This window comes from Streptomyces albireticuli (genome assembly GCF_021228125.1).
Lineage (GTDB): Bacteria > Actinomycetota > Actinomycetes > Streptomycetales > Streptomycetaceae > Streptomyces > Streptomyces albireticuli.
Window position 1 is genome coordinate 1 of the sequence record NZ_JAJQQS010000014.1, and the last position, 16,602, is coordinate 16,602.

Here is a 16,602-nt window from a genome sequence, read left to right on the forward strand (position 1 = left end):
CTCCGCGCGATGCTCCATCACCAGCCGCACAGCCTGGCTACGAAGCGTTGAGTCAATCTTCTTGGGCATGGCGCCCATCCTCTCTGCTAGCTCACAACGGAGCGGCAGAGAAGTCGGAACGGTTCACGTCGCTGGTCAGGGGGTTCGCTGGCCGTTTGTGCTGGTGGCTGGGTGTGCGGGTGGGGTCCATGTCGGCCCGGGGGTTGTCGCAGGGCGCGGGACTGTACAGGGGTGCTGGCTAGCGGTGCGGTCTTGCCGAAGAGCTTCCCGGCTCCGTGTGGGCCGGGGGTGGTTGGGTCAGCGCGGTGCTGATCCGGCCGAGTACGACCCGCTTGTGGCGGGTGCAAGTGCAGGCACGTTTTCCTCGACTCCTGATGGGAGTGAACATGCAGCTCATTACTCCTCTGCCTTTGGGCGGGGTGTCTCCGGTGGCACCGGCGCCTGAGGCGGTCCGGCCGTATGCGGTGACGGGTGCCCGGTTTCGGGCGCCGGCTGCGGCAGCTGCCCCGGTGACAGTGTTCGATCCGGTGTCGCAGACGGCGGCGCATACGGATGGGACCCCGTTGACGGCGATGGCGACGTCGCAGAAGACGAACCCGGATGGCGACCCGAAGAACCCGCCGCCGCACGATGAGGGCGCCGACCCAGGGTTCTTCGAGTGAGGTTCGGCGAGTGACCAGCACAGTGCTGGTGGTCGATGGCCCCCGCGAGGGGGCCACCGATCTTGTCGTTGAGGCGCTGGCCGAGGCCAGTGTCGATGTGTTCCGTATGGACATGGCGCAGTTTCCGGGTGAGCTGGAGCTGCGCGTCACGCATGGTACGGGGGGCGGCGACGTGTGGTTGGGTTCGCTGGCGACCGCATACCGGAGCGTGGAGCTTGGGGATATTGGGGCGGTGTACTGGAACCGTCCCGGCCCGTTCGTGTTCCCTGGTTTGTCGGAGTCGGATGCGCACTGGGCGCGGGGTGCGGCCCGGATCGGTTTCGGTGGGGTGCTGGTGAGTCTGGGTGCGCGGTGGATGAATCATCCGGGGCGGGCGTCGGCGGCGGAGTTCAAACCGTGGCAGCTGGCGGTGGCGCGCTCGGTGGGGCTGGAGGTTCCTCGGACGCTGGTGACGAATCGTGCGGATGAGGTGGTGCGGTTCGCGGAGGATGTGGGCGGCCCGCTGGTCACCAAGCCGATGGGCGTTCCGTACATCACTCATGCAGGTGGTTCGGAGACGATGTACACGCGGGTGGTGGATCTGGATCAGCTGGAGGGTGTGGAGGTGACGGCGCACCTGTTCCAGGAGCAGGTGCGTAAGGCGTTCGAGGTGCGTTTGACGTGTGTCGGCGGCCGGTGTCTCGGTGTGCGCATTGACGCCGGCAGTGATGTTGCTCGTGGGGACTGGCGAGCGGACTACGACGCGCTCACGTACCGCCCCATCTCCACGCCCCCGGCGGTGGCCGCCGCGGTGGGGGCATACATGGCGCGGATGGAACTTTCCTATGCGGCCTTCGACTTCATCGTCCGCCCTGATGGGCGGTGGACGTTCCTGGAGGCGAATCCGTCGGGGCAGTGGGCTTGGCTGGATTCCCCTACTGTGCCGATCGCTGCCACGATTGCCGGGACCCTGAGGGGATGGTGCTCACCGTGAACTGGAAGCCGTTGGCTCGCAGGCTTGCCGCAGGCCTGGAGGAGAGCGGGGACCTGGTCTCCGGTCAATGGAGTGAGGCGTTCGAGAGCACGCCTCGGCACGCGTTCGTTCCCGCGTTCTACCGGAACATGGGCGGGGCGCCGTCGGTGTGGCGTGAATTGGGGGTGGGGGACGGCCCGGATTGGCTGGAGCCGATCTACACGAACGTCTCGCTGGTGACTCGTCTGGACCCGCGTACCGTCCGACAGGTGGAAGGGGGGTGGACGGGTGTTCCGACGTCGTCGAGCACGCAGCCCAGTCTCACGGCTCGGATGCTGGAGGCGCTGGGCGTCGAGCCGGGGCACACGGTTCTGGATGCGGGAACGGGCACGGGCTACCAGGCCGCGCTGCTGGCTCACCGGCTCGGCACGGCCGGGCAGCTCACCACGGCGGATATCGATCCGGAGCTGACGGCCTCCGCCAAGGGGCGTCTGGAAGAGCTGGGGTACGCCCCGGTTGTGGTCGCATGCGATGTAACGGTGCACCCGTGGCAGCAGTTCGACCGGGTGATCGTTACCTGTGGGCTGTCCCGCATCACCGAGTCTCTGCGGGCGGCAGTGGCGCCGGGAGGGCGGCTGATCGCCAATGTCGGGGCTCCGCTGGGTTCCGGTCTGGTCGTCCTCGATGCTGATGGTGAGGGGGTGCTGGAGGGCCGGTTCCATCCCGGTGGCGGCTCGTTCATGCCCGCGCGCACTGATCGGTCCAGCTACCCACGCACCGGTGGTGACGCCCAGGCTGCCGGGGAGGAGGGTCCGGCTGGGGTGCCGGCGGACGTGTTCCTCGACTACCATTTCGCGTTCCTGCTGGCTGTGCACCTGCCAGGGGTGCAGGTCCAGTACGGCACTGATGACCAGGGCCAGGCTATGCGGCGGCTGGTCGTGCCTGGCGGCTCCAGCTCGGAGACGGTGTATCCGGAGAGCGGGCCAGCGTACTACCGGGAGACTGGGGATCACGGTCTCTGGCCAGCGGTCGAGCGTTGCTGGTCGTGGTTCGTGGAGCATGGTCAGCCTTCGTGGGATCGGTTCGGGCTGACGGTGACGCCGGACGGACAGCGGCTCTGGTTCGAGACGCCGAAGCAAGTGGTCGTGCAGGTCTGAGACTGCCGGGCGACAGCCGGAGGAGGACGACGAGGATGACGATTGAGTGTGATCCGGATGGCCAGCTTGGTTCGTGAAGTTCCAGGTGAAGCTGGCGCGTTCGGTGGGTCGGCCGACGGAGGATGCGCGGTGTCCGGATCATCCGGAGACGCGGATGACGCCGGTGCTGGGTCGGCGCTGGTTCTGCCCGGAGTGTGCGCGGCGGCCAGCGGCCGACTGAGTGGATAGCAAGCGAGCCCTCAACCCGAGCGGGTTGGGGGCTCTTTCGTGACTGCTAGCTGGCATCGGCTTCGGCGGCTTCGTCGATTTGCCGCTGGAGTTCGTCCCGCCCCTCCTCGTTGGCCCGCCGCACGCTGCTCAGGTAGATGTCGAGGTAGGCGTTCTCCGACAGGCCCGTGCACGCTGGTGGTCGGCTTCCGTCGGTGCTGGGTGTTGCGGCGTGACGTTCGACGTCGACGAGGATGTCCACGGCCTTGGTGCAGCGCTCGAGGGTATCCGTCGAGGAAGGTGTGGGTTGCGGGCTGGTGACGGTCGGAGCCGGGCTGGATGCGGTGTTGGCGGTGGAACAGCCGGTGAGCGGGGCGGCGGCGAGCACGACGATGGCCGCAGCTGTGGTGATTCGCATCGCGCCATGCTGCCGGGCGATTGGGCTTGTGCCGGGTGGTTCTGGGATTTCAGGTGATTGAGGTGGCGCAGGCGATGTTTGTGCGCCGGGTGGTGCGCGCCGTCGTCGTGGGGGTGGTGGGTGTGTCCGTATCCGGTAACCGGATGATCGTCTCCCTGGTGGTCGTGGCGGCGGCCGGGCCAGAGTGATCGTCCTGGCATTCGCCGGATCATCCGATCACCTCTAGGGGTTCACCATGTCCGCCACCCAGTTATTCGCGCGTACCGTCGCCGCTGCTGCCGCGGCCGGGGCTGTGCTCGCCGGCGGCGCCGTGCCGTCCTCCGCGGCCAGCCCTGCGGCCGGGTTCGGGGCGGTCCAGTACGACAGCCCCGGCAAGGACACCCGGTCGAACGCGTCACGGAACGCGGAGTGGGTGACCATCGTCAACAAGACGGGCCGCACGCTCGACCTGACCGGCTGGACGCTCTCGGACGCCGAGCGGCACACCTACCGGCTCCACCTGAAGCTCGGCGCGTACAAGGCGGTCCGCGTCCACACCGGCAGCGGCCGGGACACGGCCACCGACGTGTACTGGGGCTCCGGCAACTACGTCTGGAACAACGACCGCGACACGGCCACCCTGCGGGATGCCCGCGGGCGGACCGTGGCGACGAAGTCCTGGCGCTGACGCCACGGGCAACGAAGGAGGCCCCCACCCCCGGGAGCGGGGGGGCCTCGTCGTGTCGTCAGTCGATGGTGTTGAGCTGCACGAGGGTGATCGTGTCGACGCCGATGAGGATCACGGCGATGGTCCGGCCGGAGGCCATGGTGCGGAAGACGCCGTCGTCGACGCCGTAGGGGACCGAGTGGGCGATCGGGTCGGCGAGGGCGTCGAGGAGGCAGAGGGCCAGGTCGCGGCGGGCCGTTTCGGAGAGGTTCTTGTAGGCGGCGTGGAGGCTCGGGTCGATTTTGAGCCGGTAGGTCACGCGGCGCCTCGCTGGCTGAGGCCGGCGTCGGCCCGGAGTTCGTCCTCGGTCACGTTGAGGAGGCTAGCGAGGTAGGTGTCGGGGAGCTGGCCGTTCTGGCGAATCGTCTCCCGCAGCTGCTCGACGCGGTCTCGGCCAGCTTCGAAGTCCTCGATGAGCTGCACCCACCGGTCGAGGATGGTGGGGAGGTCGCGGACGTCGGTGAACGTCGCTTCGCGCATGAACGTCGCGCGCAGCTCGGGGTGGGGCAGGGCGTGGCTGATGCTGTCGATGGTCCACGCTTGCTGGCTGGTGTTCATTGGTCCTCCACGCCTTGGCGGCTCGCGTCCCTTGACATCACCGTGATATCACGGCGGGTATCAAGATCGGTTCGGTTGGGCCAGACCGTTGCCCCCTGCTGCTATGGCGGCGGCGATGGCGACCCATCCCTTATGCCAGGCCTGGTCCATCAAGTACCCGGCCGAGGGGTCGCGCTGAAGCCAGCCCGAGTGGCCGGTGGCGGCTGCTAACCGGACGATGCCTCGAGGGGCCGGGTCGGCCCAGTGGCCGCCTTGCCGGTCGGCGATGTAGTGCGTGCCGGCGGACACCGCGAGTGCGGCGACGGCCCGCCGCGGGGGGATGCGCAGGCCGAGGAACCGGTAGGCGGCGTAGAGGGCGGTCGCCTGGGTGGCGGTGTAGGTGGCGACGTGACGGAGGCAAGCAGCGGCTCCGTCACGTCCGGGCTTTCCCTTGGTGACGGCTTCGGCGTCCCGCTGGATCCAGTGATCAGCGACTTCGTGGGAGGCGGTCAATGCTGCGTATGCGGCGGCGAAATAGGCGGCTTTCATCGTGGATTCCCCTCACAGTGGGTATTCGCGCTATCCCAAGCCCCGGGGGCGAGGACGGGCTCCTCGCCCCCGGGCCGGTCGGCGGGTCAGATGTGCCGCTGGTTGTTGGACATCGGGAACCACTCGAGCGGGGCGTCCGCGAGCGGGGGCTCGCTGGAGTACTCCTCACTCCTCGTGGCAGCCTGGTTGCCGTGGTCCGCAGGCGGCTCCGGGTCGATGGGGTTGCCATACTTGTCGACGTAGCCCATGGCGTGTTCGTCCTTGTGTTCCTGGTACCAGTCCCGCTCATCCTCGTGGGTGTGGATCACGGTGTCCCTCTCAGCCTCAGGTTTCGGTTGTTCGTGGTGTCCTGGTCGTTCAGCGTCCGCGTCGTCGACTGGCGGACGCGTCTGCGTACCCGGCGCGCCTGCCACTGACTCGCAGCCCTCGCGCGTACTCCGGGATTTCGGCCACCTCTCGCAGAGCGGCGCGGATCTCCTCTGCGCCTGCCGGCGGGCGGCCGACCTCCTGCTCGTGCTCGGCGAGCAGTGCGTTTACCAGCTCGGTGAGGCGGGTGACGCGCTGTGCGATATCCATCTCTTCATCCCTTTCATGAAGGTTAATGGGCGGATGCGTTGGAGCGTCGGACGATGCGGACGCCGGGCGGGCGGAGAAGGGCCGCGGCTTGTCGCCGCCACCTTCCGGAGCGCCAACGCCATAGCTGCCCGCCTGGAACAACGCCGGCAGACCAATCAAGTCGAATCGCATCGATCCGCAGCCAGAAAAGTGCTCAGCTGTCGGTCTTCACGCCGCCCGCCGTTCCGCTACCGGCAGCCGGAGGGCTTCGGTGTGCCCGTACTGCTGGCCGCAGCCGCCGCACCGGGCGCCGGGGGTGCTGAGGGTGACGCGGAGGGTGCCGCCGCACGGGCAGGCGACGGTGACGCGGCGCTCGGGTGTCTCCCCGGTGACGAGGGCCCGCGCGTGGCCGGCGATCTGCCGGATCTCGTCGGCGAACTCGCGGACGGCAGGGTGCTCCTCGCAGATCCAGGCCAAGTTGACGCGGAGGAAGCGGGCGGCACCGTCGACCTGCTGCTCGATGCTCCCGCGGAACGGCACGGGCGCCCAGCCGAGGATCTCCCGGGCGTCCCGCTCCCACGAGGTGAGCACCCCCTCGATCCCGCCGCGGGCACGGAGGTCGAGGGCAGCCAGGTTGACGGGCAGAGGGGCGGTGCGGGAGCCGGGGCGCCCGCCGCCCCCGCACCGGCCAGGCTCCAGGGCTTCGGAAAGCTCCCGGTAGAGACCCGGCAGTTCGGCGAGGTGCTCGTCGACTTTCGCCCGGCATCCGTCGTGGACGCGGGCCCGGGCCAGCCGGTCGCAGATCGCGCAAGGCCAGGGCGCGGGGGCAGCGGTGTCGTACACGGTGTGCTCCTTGCGGTGGGGCGGGCGGATCAGGAGGAGGGCGTACAGCAGGGCCCGGCCGCGTGCGACGGTGTCCGAGTGGAGCATGGATGCCTCAAATCGCTGGCCGGGTTTTTGGTAGACGGCCGAACGGAGCGCGGGCGCCCCATTCCCCGTCCGGGCTTACACAGCGCCTTCGTTGAGCCGTTCAAGCCCGGCCACCTCCGCTGTCGGGCACGGCCACGGCGTGACGAGCCCCCGGCAGCAGCGGCCGTCCCATCCGGAGCAGTCGGCGCAGATCGTGATCCCACCGCGGGTCATGGGCCGGTGGAGCTTGCGGAGAGCCGCCCGCAGCCGCCGCACCTCCACCGAGGGCCGCCGACACCCCTCCCGAGGCCGTGGACGGCTCCCTGACGGCCTTTCGGCGAGGTTCCGGAGTCCGGCCCGCATCCGGTCCGCCTCAGCCGCTGAGAGGCCGCCGTGGCGTTCTGCCCGGTCGGTGAGGACCAGGAGCTGCTCCAGCGACGGCGGTGGCGCGGTCACAACAGCTCCCCGATCACGATCGGCACATCCTCGACGCCACGCTCCGGCTCGGGCGCGGGGAACTCCCAGTCCGGCAAGGGCTCGTCGTCCCACAGGCACGGCTCCACCCACCAGGTGGCACTCACAGCGCCTCACCAGCCGCGAGCTCCAGTAGGACGTCCGCGTGACACGGTTCCGTGGACTTGCACCAGCACATGAGGTCCCGGCCGGCGAGCTCGGTGCGGGCACGGTCGATCAGCTCGGGGTGCCTCTTGAGGTGGACTCGGTAGGCCTCGACTGCGGCTAGGCGGGCCTCCCGCTCGGAGGTGAACTCGAAGGCGAAGATGCCGATCACCCCGGCGCCGGTGCACTCGACCTGCCAGCTTCCCGTGCGGGGCTCCCAGACGACCCTCGACGGGTTGCCCCAGCGGGTACCGCGGCCGACGTACACGGCTCCGGTGGGCTTACGCCAGCCGTGATCACGACGGCGTTGGATTCGGGTGGTCATCAGGCGGCGCTCCTTCGGGTCAGGAGGCCGGGTACGGGGCGGAGATGCCGACGAGGGCGGCTTCGAGTTCGGCTCGGTGCTCGGCGGCCTGCGGGTCAGGTCCGGTCGGGTGCTGCGGGGCCCGTGGAGGGCCCTGGGCGGGTCGTGAGGCGCCGAACGTGCCCGTCGGCAACTCCTCGGCCAGCAACCGCTCCAGAGGTGTCACGTGAGGCTCCTCTCGGCTTCGGTCTGGCGCTGGGGGTGGACGGCTCCGTCGTGGAGGGGCCAGCCGTCGAGGTGGCATTCGATGCCGGGCTCGACCTGGCAGGCCGGGCAGCACGCTGACGTGCGGGCCCAGGCGGAGATCCGCTGCGGGTGGGGGGCGGGCATCCGGCGGCGGCCCGCCGGGGTGGTGCAGGGCTGGTGCTCGTGGGCGTCGCAGTGCGGGCAGGCGACGGCGCGGGCGGGGTGGTGCTTGGCGCGTATGAAGTGGCGGAGGTCGTCGGGCATCGGGGCGTTGTGCCGGGTCACGGGGTCTCCTCGTCGTCTCGGGCCATGCGGTGGCGGATGTGAGCGCGGTAGTCGTCGAGGGCTTCCTGCCACTGGGCGGGCGTTCCGGGGTCGGGGGCGGGGCCGGGTGGCCTGGTGCCGGGCGGCCACGCACCGGGGCGGTGGCCGGCGGTGCGGGGCGGTGCGGGGGCGGGCGGCTGGGTGCGGCGGGCCTTGCCGGCGGTGATCCGGGAGCGGACGAAGGCTCCGAGGTCGCCCTGGCGGTGCATGGCCGCGATGTCGTCGATGTCGAAGTCGTCGGTCACGGGGCACCGTCCTCGTTCACGATCTCCGCGTCGTGGATCTCTTCCTCGGCGGCTATGCGGGCGAGCGCCAGTCGGGAGGCCTCCCGCCGCCGCTCTTCCTCGCGGGCCCGCTCGGCGGGGTCTGCTACCGGCTGGCCCGCAGCGGCCGCGACCCGGGCCGGGTGGGGCTTGGGGCGGGGGCGGCCAATGGGCTGCTTGTCGGTCCCGCCGGGGAGCTTGCAGGGGCGACCCATCTCGGCCCCGCACTTGGGGCACGGGATTCCGAGCGGCCCGGTGCGGCGGACGCTGTCGCCAAGGTCGTCCTCGTCGGAGTCGGGCACGGGCCGGCCGACGCCGTCGAGCGCCTGGACGACGGTCAGGTGCGGACCGCCGGTCAGGGCGAGCCGGGCGGGCGGCTGCGGTACGCGGCCGGAGGCGAGGGCGTTCTGCTGTCCGCGGAGGCGGGCCAGGTACTCGCGGGGGCTCTCGTCGGCGACGGGCTCGTAGATGAAGTTCTCGAGCCGCTCGGAGCGGATGGTCTTGCGGATGCGGCGCACGTCGTGGGGCTGGATCCACAGTCGCTGACCGGGGTCCTTGGGCGGGGTGCCGTAGTACCGGTCGACGGCGGCGAAGGTGTCGGCGTCGAGGGGGATGTCGGCAAGGGCGGAGGCCCAGGCCATGGCGGCGGTGGCGGACGGCTGCCGGTTGTCGAAGGCTGCGCAGCGGGTGAGGAGGTCGGAGGCTTCGGATGGCTTCATGAGGGCTCCCGGGCTTCGAGGGCTCGGAGGTGCTCGGTCAGGGCTGAGTGGGCGGCGACTTTCGCGTCGGTGCCGGCGAGGGGCTGGCTGGTTCGCAGGCGCACGACGTTCCCGACGAGGGCTGGGTGGGCGTTCATGGCTTCGTTGACGAAACCGGGGATCGCGGAGGGTGCACTGCCCTTGGTCATCCAGCGGGCGAGGCCGGCCCGGATGTCGTCGGGGTCGATGCCCTCCTCGAGGAGGGTCTTGATCTGTTTCGCGGTCTGGCCGATCACGGAAGCGGGCGGCCGCTTGGTCACGCGGGCCAGCCACTCGCCGGTGATCGTCCGGGCTGTCGTCGGGGGACTGTCCGCGGGAGTGGCTTCTGCCGCTCCGACGCAGTCGGGCTCGTCGTCGGCGACGGCCTCCGGCTGATGGCTCGCCTCGACCACCCCCTCTTCTACGGGGCTGGGGACAGGGGTAGGGGTAGGGGAAGGGGCCGCGCGCAGCTGCGCGCCCGCGCGTCCGCGCGTAGAGGGGGTCCGACCCCCTTGGGGAACCCCCTTGGCAGGGGTATCGGAGGGGGTTGGCGAAGGGGGTTCGGAGGGGGTTCCGTAACCCCCTCCGGACGGGTCGGGGTCGGGGGTCTGGAAGGCGCCGCGGAGGGTGTCGATATGGGTGGATACCTGGCGCCGGATCGAGGGGCCTTCGCCGCTGCGGAGCCGGGTCGGCTCGTCGCTGAGGTCGTCCAGAGGGATGCGGTCGACCTCGGCGAGGAGGGCTTGCTGGAGGCGGCGGGAGGAGATTTCCAAGGCTCCGGACACCATGGCGCCCATGACTTTCGGCATGCGCCAGACGCCGTCGTTGCGGACGAAGGAGCGGATGAGAAGTTCTTCGGTGTCGTCGTCGACGACGATGAAGCGGGCCTCCTCAAGCGCGGCAAGGCGCTTCTCCAGCTCGGTGACGGTGAGCCCTTGGGCCTTGCGGGCCCACCGTCGCAGCGTGAGGTCGAGGAGGCCGGCGTGGTTCAAGTTCGGCTGCGAGATCAGGAAGAGGTAGAGGCGCTGTTCCCGCTCGCCGAGGGAGAGGAAGTCGGCGTCCTCCCAGATGCTGGCGAGAATCCGGCCGTGTCCGCGGGCCATGTCGTCTTCTTTCGAGCGGGAAGCGGATAGTTCGGTGGTGCGGGTGCCGGTCAGGCGCGGGCGGTCACGCGGCGGGGAGCTCGGGACCGTGGTCCTGGCGGGTGTGGATAACAGCCCGCAGCCGGGACCCGATCCAGGCTCCGACCTGCGGGGATACGGCGTTGCCGAAACCGTCGACCTGGTTGCGGGCGGAGCCCCAGACGATGAAGCTGCCCTTGTGATCGGCGAAGTCGACGTCGAAGCCGCAGCCGCGGCCGATTTCGTGGGCGGCCATCATGCGGAAGTAGCAGTCTTCGAGCGGCAGCTCGGCGAGCCTGGCTCGCCACCGGGTCGCGAGCAGCGCTTCGACCGCGCTGTTGTTGATCGTCCCGGCGGCCGTGAGAAGCCCCGGAATCTGCTCCGAGGTGACCGTCGGCATTGCCTCGCCGTGCACTGCGGGCCGGGTGTTCTTCCGGTACGGGATGACTCCGGAGGAGACCACCGCGAGCGTCTCCGAGCCGACCTGGGTAGGCAGCGGTTCACCGGCGCCGCGCGGGCCGCCCTGATAGTTGTCCACCGCCAGCAGGAGCGCCTTCTCGTGGGTGCTCGTTGCCGTGTCCATCGGCTGGACGATGTTCTTCCCGTCCCCGTTGTGGCGGTGTGCCGCGAACACTGCACCCGTAGTGAGAAGCGTGGTTTCCTGCTGGCTGGTCTGTGTGGCGAGCGGCTGCCACAGAAGGCGCTCTGAGCCGTGCGCGCCCTTCGCCGGCATGAGTACCGCGGGGAAGTCGGCGAACCGCTGGCGGCAGCGTTCGGCGCGGGCCATTGTCGTCGCCTTGAGCGGCTTCTCTCGGTCGCCGATGCGGGTCCCCAGGTCGGTCAGGTCCAGCGCGGCCAGCGACGGCGTCATCGGCGGGATCACCGGAGTACGGCACGATGGGCACCGGTACTCGTACTGCTTGCCGTAGCGCACTGATCCGGTGGGCGGGATACCGGTACGCCACGTCCAGATCGCCTCCACGTCTTTGTCGCAGCGGTGGCACCGCGATACCGGTCGGTGCTCAAGGTCTGGCGCAGGCAGGGACTTATCCCAGAACGCCCAGTAGGCCCGGTCACGCGACTGCGGCACTCCGAAGAACTGCGAGTTGAGGTACAGCACCTTGTGCCGGTAGTTGATCAGGTCGAACTGCTTGAGCCACCACCGGTAGGTGGAGCCGTCGCCGACCTTCGGGCGGCCGGGAATCGCCGGACCCCACGACGTCAGCTCGGTGGTGCATTCGACGAGGATCAGCCGCGGGTGGTGCTGGGCGGCGTAGTGCAGGACGCAGTTCGCGGTGGCACGGTCGCGCTCGGAGCGCGTCACTCGAGCCTCGAAGTCAGGATCCTCCAGCTCGAAAAGCGTCATACCCTGCTCGTAAGCCTTGATCGTGTTCGCCTGGGAGTGGTTGACGCAGCTCACGCCAGCGACCAGAAGGTCGGCTGCGGGAAGGTCCCGGGCGGAGTGATAGTCCGCCGCCTCGGGATCGACCAGGTCGGCGATCCAGTGTTCGGCGTCCGGGTGGTTCGCCTCGTGGATTTGGACTTTGTACTCGTTGTGGTTCGCGGCCATGATTGTCGTGAACCCGGCCAGTTCGATGCCGCGGGTCAGACCGCCGAAGCCAGAGAACAGGTCGACGGCGATGAGGTCGTCGTGGCGGAACCGGCGTCGCCTTGTGGCCGGCCGGTGCACGGCGTTGCGGCTCTCCTTGACGGATGCGCGGGCCATCACGCCGCCTCCTTCTGATGCTTGTCGAGGCGGGCGCGTTCGCGGGGGGTGAGGCCTCCGCGGACGGTGTTGCGGTGCAGGTGGGTCTGGCCGTGGGCCTCGGAGGCGGCGAGGTAGACGACACCGACGGCGACGAACGCCCAGAACCAGGCTGCGACGTTCATGCCGCACGCCCCTGGGAGCTGGCGGAGCGTGCCTTGGCGATGGCCAGCCCCTTCTCGGACAGCCGCCAGAGGGAGATGCGGTGGCCGTGGGTGCGGGCGGAGGTGGAGGGGACCATGCCGTTGGCGTGCTCGATGATCCCGGCGGACCGGAGAGCGTTGATCGCGGCGCCGAGGAACCCATGGCCCTGCTCCGGCAGCAGCTCGCGGAGGGTGTTGCAACTGAAGTCGGAGCGGGCGCGGCCGACAGCGAAGACGGCCTGTTCGACGAGGAACTGATCCCAGCTGGAGCTCTGGACGATACGGTAGAGGGGGATGTCCTTGTCGGCGGCGGCGAGACGCTCAGCAGGCGTGAGACGGCGGGTCATCGGGGATTCCCTTCGGTCTGCTGGGTGGCGCGGGTGGTGACGTCGTCGCTGGGGGTCCACAGTCCGAGGCGTCCTTTGCAGGGGACGGGCGTGGGCAGCGGTGTGACGTTGGCGAGGGTCCAGTGGTAGGTGTGTTCGTTGCCCCAGGGGCCGCAGCACTGGCCGTCGTCGCTGTAGTGGCAGTCGGTGATCGACGCGATGGCGAGGATGGCGCTGCGGATGTCGGGGCGGGGGCCGTAGATGGCGGCCTGCGGGTCGTGGGCTGCCCCTGCATGGATCAGCACGGGGCCGCGGTAGGTGGTCTTCCACGTGCGGTTTTCGGTGCGCTTCGTCTGGTGGATGATGGCGTCCGCCCACGGCTGTCGGATCGTGAGAGCCTTCATCGCGCACCGCCGGGCCTGCGCATGCTGGTGATCGCGATGGCGCCAGGCTCACCCTCGGGGACATCAACCATGCGCCACTGCCCCTCCCATTCGCAGCCGCACGGGTGGGCGGGGTGCGGGTGCCTGATGAACACGACGTGCTTGCGGACGGGGAGCGGCGTGCGGCATGTGACCGTCGAGGGCTCTTCGAGCGGGTCGCTGTGGAGATCGCGCCAGCCGAAGCAGCGCCGCATGTATTCGGTGGCGGCCTCGTACATGGCGGTCCACGTGTGGCCGTGGCCGAGCGCCACGAACGCGTCGGGCAGTTCGCCCTCTTTGCCGACGCCGGCCAGGTAGAGGCCGCGGTGGTTGATGAAGTCGTGGTCTGTGGCGTCCTTGCCAGCCGGGGCCCACAGGACTTCGTTGGGGCGCTCGACGCCCTGGTCGTCCTCGACAGTGTCGATCGTGTACAGGGTGCTGGTCATGACGTGTGGTCTCCTTGTGGGTGGTGGTCCGCCCCCGATTCCCGCGGGGCAGACCCAACGGGCAACTGGGGGTCAGCGTCGGACGTAGTGGCCGAGCCGACTTCCAGTTCGCCGGCGCTGTATGGCCCGGGGGCGTCGATGCTGTTGAGGGAGGCGTCGGTGCGGACGGTCCCGTCGTGGGCGGTGGCCTGGGCGAGCTCGACGGAGGTCGGCAGAAGCTTGAAGAGCTCCCGGACGCAGGTCTTGCGGGCCATGGCCTCGTAGTGGTCGCGCCAGGGGCCGCCGTTGGGGAACGAGGAGTGCTTGCGGTGCTTCTCGATGTCCTCCGGGGAGAGGACGACGAACGCGGAGCCGCCGGTCGTGGTGGTGGCGACGGCGTAGTACGCGATGGCCTTGCCGCGGCCTGTGAGTGCGGGCCGGTGGACGAGGCGCTGGTCGAGCCCGTACTCGTACTCGAAGAAGTCGCCGTCGTAGACGACCTGGGCGGAGAGCGACTTGGCCATCGGGCTCTGCCAGAACAGCTTGGCCATGCCGCGGTAGCCGAGGACGAACGTGACTTCCCCCTTGAAGGGGACGAGGTAGGCCTCGCCCGTGGGCCCGCCGGGTTCGACGCCGAGCTGGGAGCAGGTCATCAGGGCGCCGAGGAACGACTCGGGGGAACACTCGCCGAGCTTGGGGGTGCGACGCAGGGTGGTGAGGGCGATGCGGGCGATCCGGTCGGCGTCCATGTGCGCGGGCAGAGCGCGGGCGATCTCGGGCCGCATGCGGTCGATCTGGTGAGCGAGGGTCAGCGCCGGTTCGGTGGCCGGCTGGACCTGTCCGGCCTGCTGGGCGCGGACGGCGACGGCGTTGCGAGCGGTGCTGGTCACAGGTTCTCCAGGTGGACACGGAGGACGCGGGTGGGTTCGCCGCGGTAGGGCTCGGGGTCGAGGCCGGGGTCGGCGGCCAGAGCTGCCGTCTTCCAGCTGATCTGTCCGGGCTGAGGACGCCAGGAGTAGGCGAGTTCGCCGCGGGTGTGGACGTCGGTGGCGTCGCCGGCGATGGCCTTGAGCCGGTTCTCCGCCTCCAGCAGGGCGATCTCGGCGGCGGCGATCTCCTGCTTGGCGACGGCCCGCTGCTGGAGGAGCCACTCGACCTCGGTGGCGTCGGCGACGACCACGTCCCGGGTGGGGTGGGCGTGGAGGCGGTCGAGAAGCTGGCCGGTGGCGTGGGAGCCGTCGACCGGGGGCTGCTGCCGGGATTCGACCCAGCCCCAGAACTCCTCTGCGATCGCAGCGAGATCGGCGATTAGTTCCTCGTCGCGCTCCAGGCGGTGGACGAGGGTACGCTGCCCGCCAATCAGGGCCACGGTGTAGGCGTAGTCCCAGCCGGTCACGGCGAGGTAGTGCTGGACCTGGACCTGCACGTCGACCGGTGGCTCGTCGAGCCAGTCCTTGAGCGCGTAGGACGAGCGGGACTTCAGCTCGACGACACCGGGAAGGCCGTCGTCCTCGGTGACGCGGTCGAGGTTGGCGATCCACGGTCGGCTCGGGTGGCGGAGGGTGCCGGGGCCGTCGACGGCGAGGAGGCCGGTGAGGGCGGTGAAGCGGGTCGCGATGAGGGGTTCGAGGGCGTGGCCCATCAGGGCGGCCTCATCGAGCACCGGGTCGTTGCGGCGGGGCACCGGGCGGCCGACCTTGGAGAACCAGATCTCCAGCGGGCTGGTGTAGGGGTTGAGGCCGCAGATCGCTGCCATGTCCGAGCCGCCGAGACCGGTTCGGCGGACCGCGTGCCAGTCTGCGGAAGGTGCGTTGGCAGCGAGGACGATCTGGGCGCCGGAGGGGTAGGCGAGAGGCGGTGAGCCTCCGAGGGGGCCAGTGTTGCCCATGGGGTTTCCCTTCAGGGTGTGCTGAGGGAGGCCACCCCGCCCCGGAGAGGGGAGGCGGGGCGAGGTGGCCGGTCAGGTGGTGTGGGGGTCCGCCGCCGGGGCCGCTGTCATCCCCGGCGGCGGACAGATCACGGGGCTAGCGGTCATCCCACTCGTCGCCCGACCGGTCCGGCAGGCAGCCGAAGACGGCGACGATGACGGCGATGAGCCCGATGAGCAGCCATCCGGCCAGGGCGAGGCTCATGCCGCCCTCCTCTGCTGTGGAACGGCCGGCCGGGCCTGGCCGTAGGCGGGGTGGGCGAGCTGCTGGTCGAGCGGCACACACAGGTGACAGGCCCGCGGGTCGTGGCCGGTGCACCGGCAGTCCTCGAACGTGCGGCGGCAAGTGGGGCAACGGTGACGGTTCATGACGCACCGTCCCGGTGGTCGGCGCTCCCGACGCGGGCCTGCTGTCGGGCGGCGAAGCCCCTCGCCCAGATGCAGAACCGGACGACCAGGAAGGTCACCGCCCACAGCAGCAGGGTCCACAGGAGCATCTCGGTGTCGGACATCACGCACCCCCTTCCCGGTCGTTGTGGCGGAAGAGCCACACGAGCCAAGCCAGTTGGTGCCACGGCGTCGCCGCCAGGGCGACCGCCCAGAGGGCGAGGACGAACCAGATCACGCGGCACCTCCGGCAGCGGAGAAGGGCTCGGGGAGCCGGAGACTGTCCTCGGGAGCGGACACCGCGGGGCTCTGCTTCATGGCGTCGTACTGGGCAATGCCCCACACGATCGCGTGGCAGGCCCACAGGAAGTCCGGCTTGTAGTCGCAGAAGTCCCACTCCCAGACGTCGCTGAACTCGTAGCCGGAGTGAGCGAAGTCCTCCACGATGGTGCGGGCCCGGTGCTCGTCGCCAAGGTCCTCGTTGAGAACCCAGGTGCGGAGCGCCTTTCCCGTCCCGGGCGGGACACCATCCCAGCGGGCATCCGCGACGAACTGCTCCACGACAAGCTGCCGCAGCAGGGTCTCGGAGTACTCCTTCACCGAGTGCCGACCGCCACCAAGCTTCTCCGCCCAGTAGTGCGGGTTGATGCCGAAGTCTCGATCGGCGCGGAAAAACTGGAACATGTCGGTCAGGCGGCTGAAGACGTAGCCGTCTCCGACGTCTCCACGCATCGCCAGGGACCCGGGCCACGTGACCAGCTCGAACCAGTACTCCGAGCTGCGCGGGGCCATGAACCACAGGTGCCGGTACAGGCCGTCGTCGTGGAGCACCGTCATCTCGTGCTGGGCGGTGTCGCGCATGAAGCGCTCGGCGATCTCGTCGGTGCTCATCGGTCCCCCTTGCTGAGGTGGTGGCCGACTGCACACAGGGCGGCACCGGCG

The 16,602-nt window shown here is 69.8% G+C and carries 28 protein-coding genes; 5 read left to right on the plus strand and 23 right to left on the minus strand.

Features of this window, described 5'->3' with window-relative positions; genetic code table 11:
• Nucleotides 1-509 precede the first annotated feature (509 nt).
• From LUZ64_RS23850 to LUZ64_RS23860, 3 genes are read left to right on the plus strand one after another with little or no spacing between them, the layout of a single operon-like run.
• A complete protein-coding gene (locus LUZ64_RS23850) occupies nt 510-662 on the plus strand; it encodes a hypothetical protein (RefSeq protein WP_170116844.1) in 153 nt (50 codons plus the stop codon).
• Between the two features lie 10 nt (nt 663-672).
• Nucleotides 673-1,635, plus strand: coding sequence for an MvdC/MvdD family ATP grasp protein (locus LUZ64_RS23855; RefSeq protein ID WP_095582910.1), 963 nt, complete (start codon nt 673-675; stop codon nt 1,633-1,635).
• On the plus strand, nt 1,620-2,771 hold the full coding sequence (locus LUZ64_RS23860) for a methyltransferase domain-containing protein (protein WP_232398703.1): 1,152 nt from the start codon (nt 1,620-1,622) through the stop codon (nt 2,769-2,771). The genes LUZ64_RS23855 and LUZ64_RS23860 overlap by 16 nt, the downstream gene beginning before the upstream one ends.
• A 274-nt stretch (nt 2,772-3,045) precedes the next feature.
• Here LUZ64_RS23860 and LUZ64_RS23865 read toward each other — a convergent pair whose 3' ends face one another.
• Nucleotides 3,046-3,396 (minus strand): hypothetical protein, encoded by a 351-nt coding sequence (locus LUZ64_RS23865; RefSeq protein ID WP_143593327.1) that lies wholly within the window; start codon nt 3,394-3,396, stop codon nt 3,046-3,048.
• 62 nt (nt 3,397-3,458) lie between these two features.
• Here LUZ64_RS23865 and LUZ64_RS37230 point away from each other — a divergent pair, with 62 nt between their 5' ends.
• Nucleotides 3,459-3,584, plus strand: a complete 126-nt coding sequence (locus tag LUZ64_RS37230) for a hypothetical protein (protein ID WP_267897193.1) — start codon at nt 3,459-3,461, stop codon at nt 3,582-3,584.
• 47 nt (nt 3,585-3,631) lie between these two features.
• Nucleotides 3,632-4,063, plus strand: a complete 432-nt coding sequence (locus tag LUZ64_RS23870) for a lamin tail domain-containing protein (RefSeq protein WP_095582908.1) — start codon at nt 3,632-3,634, stop codon at nt 4,061-4,063.
• Nucleotides 4,064-4,121: 58 nt separating this feature from the next.
• Here LUZ64_RS23870 and LUZ64_RS23875 read toward each other — a convergent pair whose 3' ends face one another.
• The 22 genes from LUZ64_RS23875 to LUZ64_RS23975 all read right to left on the minus strand — a co-directional run bounded on the left by LUZ64_RS23875 (nt 4,122) and on the right by LUZ64_RS23975 (nt 16,551).
• The gene (locus LUZ64_RS23875) at nt 4,122-4,361 is read right to left on the minus strand and encodes a hypothetical protein (RefSeq protein WP_095582906.1); all 240 of its coding nucleotides are present in this window, start codon (nt 4,359-4,361) and stop codon (nt 4,122-4,124) included.
• Nucleotides 4,358-4,660: a hypothetical protein gene (locus LUZ64_RS23880; protein ID WP_095582905.1), complete on the minus strand. Its 303-nt coding sequence runs from the start codon at nt 4,658-4,660 to the stop codon at nt 4,358-4,360. The genes LUZ64_RS23875 and LUZ64_RS23880 overlap by 4 nt, the downstream gene beginning before the upstream one ends.
• A 60-nt stretch (nt 4,661-4,720) precedes the next feature.
• A complete protein-coding gene (locus LUZ64_RS23885) occupies nt 4,721-5,188 on the minus strand; it encodes a hypothetical protein (RefSeq protein WP_170116843.1) in 468 nt (155 codons plus the stop codon).
• An 86-nt stretch (nt 5,189-5,274) separates the two neighbouring features.
• Entirely contained in the window at nt 5,275-5,496 is a 222-nt protein-coding gene (locus LUZ64_RS23890; RefSeq protein WP_095582904.1) for a hypothetical protein, read from the minus strand.
• 49 nt (nt 5,497-5,545) lie between these two features.
• Nucleotides 5,546-5,935 carry a hypothetical protein gene (locus LUZ64_RS23895; RefSeq protein WP_143593325.1) on the minus strand — a complete coding sequence of 130 codons (390 nt, stop codon included), beginning with the start codon at nt 5,933-5,935 and terminating at the stop codon, nt 5,546-5,548.
• Nucleotides 5,936-5,971: 36 nt separating this feature from the next.
• Nucleotides 5,972-6,673, minus strand: coding sequence for a DUF7341 domain-containing protein (locus tag LUZ64_RS23900; protein WP_095582903.1), 702 nt, complete (start codon nt 6,671-6,673; stop codon nt 5,972-5,974).
• A gap of 431 nt (nt 6,674-7,104) precedes the next feature.
• Nucleotides 7,105-7,233, minus strand: a complete 129-nt coding sequence (locus LUZ64_RS37235; RefSeq protein WP_267897192.1) for a hypothetical protein — start codon at nt 7,231-7,233, stop codon at nt 7,105-7,107.
• Nucleotides 7,230-7,595: a DUF4326 domain-containing protein gene (locus tag LUZ64_RS23905; RefSeq protein WP_095582902.1), complete on the minus strand. Its 366-nt coding sequence runs from the start codon at nt 7,593-7,595 to the stop codon at nt 7,230-7,232. The genes LUZ64_RS37235 and LUZ64_RS23905 overlap by 4 nt, the downstream gene beginning before the upstream one ends.
• Before the next feature lie 19 nt (nt 7,596-7,614).
• Nucleotides 7,615-7,800 carry a hypothetical protein gene (locus LUZ64_RS23910; protein WP_095582901.1) on the minus strand — a complete coding sequence of 62 codons (186 nt, stop codon included), beginning with the start codon at nt 7,798-7,800 and terminating at the stop codon, nt 7,615-7,617.
• Nucleotides 7,797-8,105 carry a zinc finger domain-containing protein gene (locus LUZ64_RS23915; protein WP_232398705.1) on the minus strand — a complete coding sequence of 103 codons (309 nt, stop codon included), beginning with the start codon at nt 8,103-8,105 and terminating at the stop codon, nt 7,797-7,799. The genes LUZ64_RS23910 and LUZ64_RS23915 overlap by 4 nt, the downstream gene beginning before the upstream one ends.
• Entirely contained in the window at nt 8,102-8,389 is a 288-nt protein-coding gene (locus LUZ64_RS23920; protein ID WP_232398706.1) for a hypothetical protein, read from the minus strand. Before LUZ64_RS23920 ends, LUZ64_RS23915 begins: the two co-directional genes overlap by 4 nt.
• On the minus strand, nt 8,386-9,126 hold the full coding sequence (locus tag LUZ64_RS23925) for a zinc finger domain-containing protein (protein ID WP_232398709.1): 741 nt from the start codon (nt 9,124-9,126) through the stop codon (nt 8,386-8,388). The genes LUZ64_RS23920 and LUZ64_RS23925 overlap by 4 nt, the downstream gene beginning before the upstream one ends.
• Nucleotides 9,123-10,247, minus strand: coding sequence for a hypothetical protein (locus tag LUZ64_RS23930; RefSeq protein WP_232398711.1), 1,125 nt, complete (start codon nt 10,245-10,247; stop codon nt 9,123-9,125). The genes LUZ64_RS23925 and LUZ64_RS23930 overlap by 4 nt, the downstream gene beginning before the upstream one ends.
• 64 nt (nt 10,248-10,311) lie before the next feature.
• A complete protein-coding gene (locus LUZ64_RS23935; RefSeq protein WP_095582180.1) occupies nt 10,312-11,991 on the minus strand; it encodes a DNA cytosine methyltransferase in 1,680 nt (559 codons plus the stop codon).
• A complete protein-coding gene (locus LUZ64_RS23940; RefSeq protein WP_170116797.1) occupies nt 11,991-12,155 on the minus strand; it encodes a hypothetical protein in 165 nt (54 codons plus the stop codon). The genes LUZ64_RS23935 and LUZ64_RS23940 overlap by 1 nt, the downstream gene beginning before the upstream one ends.
• On the minus strand, nt 12,152-12,520 hold the full coding sequence (locus LUZ64_RS23945) for a hypothetical protein (protein ID WP_095582179.1): 369 nt from the start codon (nt 12,518-12,520) through the stop codon (nt 12,152-12,154). Before LUZ64_RS23945 ends, LUZ64_RS23940 begins: the two co-directional genes overlap by 4 nt.
• Nucleotides 12,517-12,903 carry an ASCH domain-containing protein gene (locus LUZ64_RS23950; protein ID WP_095582178.1) on the minus strand — a complete coding sequence of 129 codons (387 nt, stop codon included), beginning with the start codon at nt 12,901-12,903 and terminating at the stop codon, nt 12,517-12,519. Before LUZ64_RS23950 ends, LUZ64_RS23945 begins: the two co-directional genes overlap by 4 nt.
• Nucleotides 12,900-13,367: a hypothetical protein gene (locus LUZ64_RS23955; protein ID WP_095582177.1), complete on the minus strand. Its 468-nt coding sequence runs from the start codon at nt 13,365-13,367 to the stop codon at nt 12,900-12,902. The genes LUZ64_RS23950 and LUZ64_RS23955 overlap by 4 nt, the downstream gene beginning before the upstream one ends.
• A complete protein-coding gene (locus tag LUZ64_RS23960; RefSeq protein ID WP_170116796.1) occupies nt 13,364-14,236 on the minus strand; it encodes a recombinase RecT in 873 nt (290 codons plus the stop codon). Before LUZ64_RS23960 ends, LUZ64_RS23955 begins: the two co-directional genes overlap by 4 nt.
• The gene (locus tag LUZ64_RS23965) at nt 14,233-15,234 is read right to left on the minus strand and encodes a YqaJ viral recombinase family nuclease (RefSeq protein ID WP_095582176.1); all 1,002 of its coding nucleotides are present in this window, start codon (nt 15,232-15,234) and stop codon (nt 14,233-14,235) included. Before LUZ64_RS23965 ends, LUZ64_RS23960 begins: the two co-directional genes overlap by 4 nt.
• Before the next feature lie 404 nt (nt 15,235-15,638).
• On the minus strand, nt 15,639-15,785 hold the full coding sequence (locus LUZ64_RS23970) for a hypothetical protein (protein ID WP_170116795.1): 147 nt from the start codon (nt 15,783-15,785) through the stop codon (nt 15,639-15,641).
• 109 nt (nt 15,786-15,894) lie between these two features.
• Nucleotides 15,895-16,551 (minus strand): hypothetical protein, encoded by a 657-nt coding sequence (locus LUZ64_RS23975; protein WP_211305059.1) that lies wholly within the window; start codon nt 16,549-16,551, stop codon nt 15,895-15,897.
• Nucleotides 16,552-16,602: the final 51 nt, after the last annotated feature.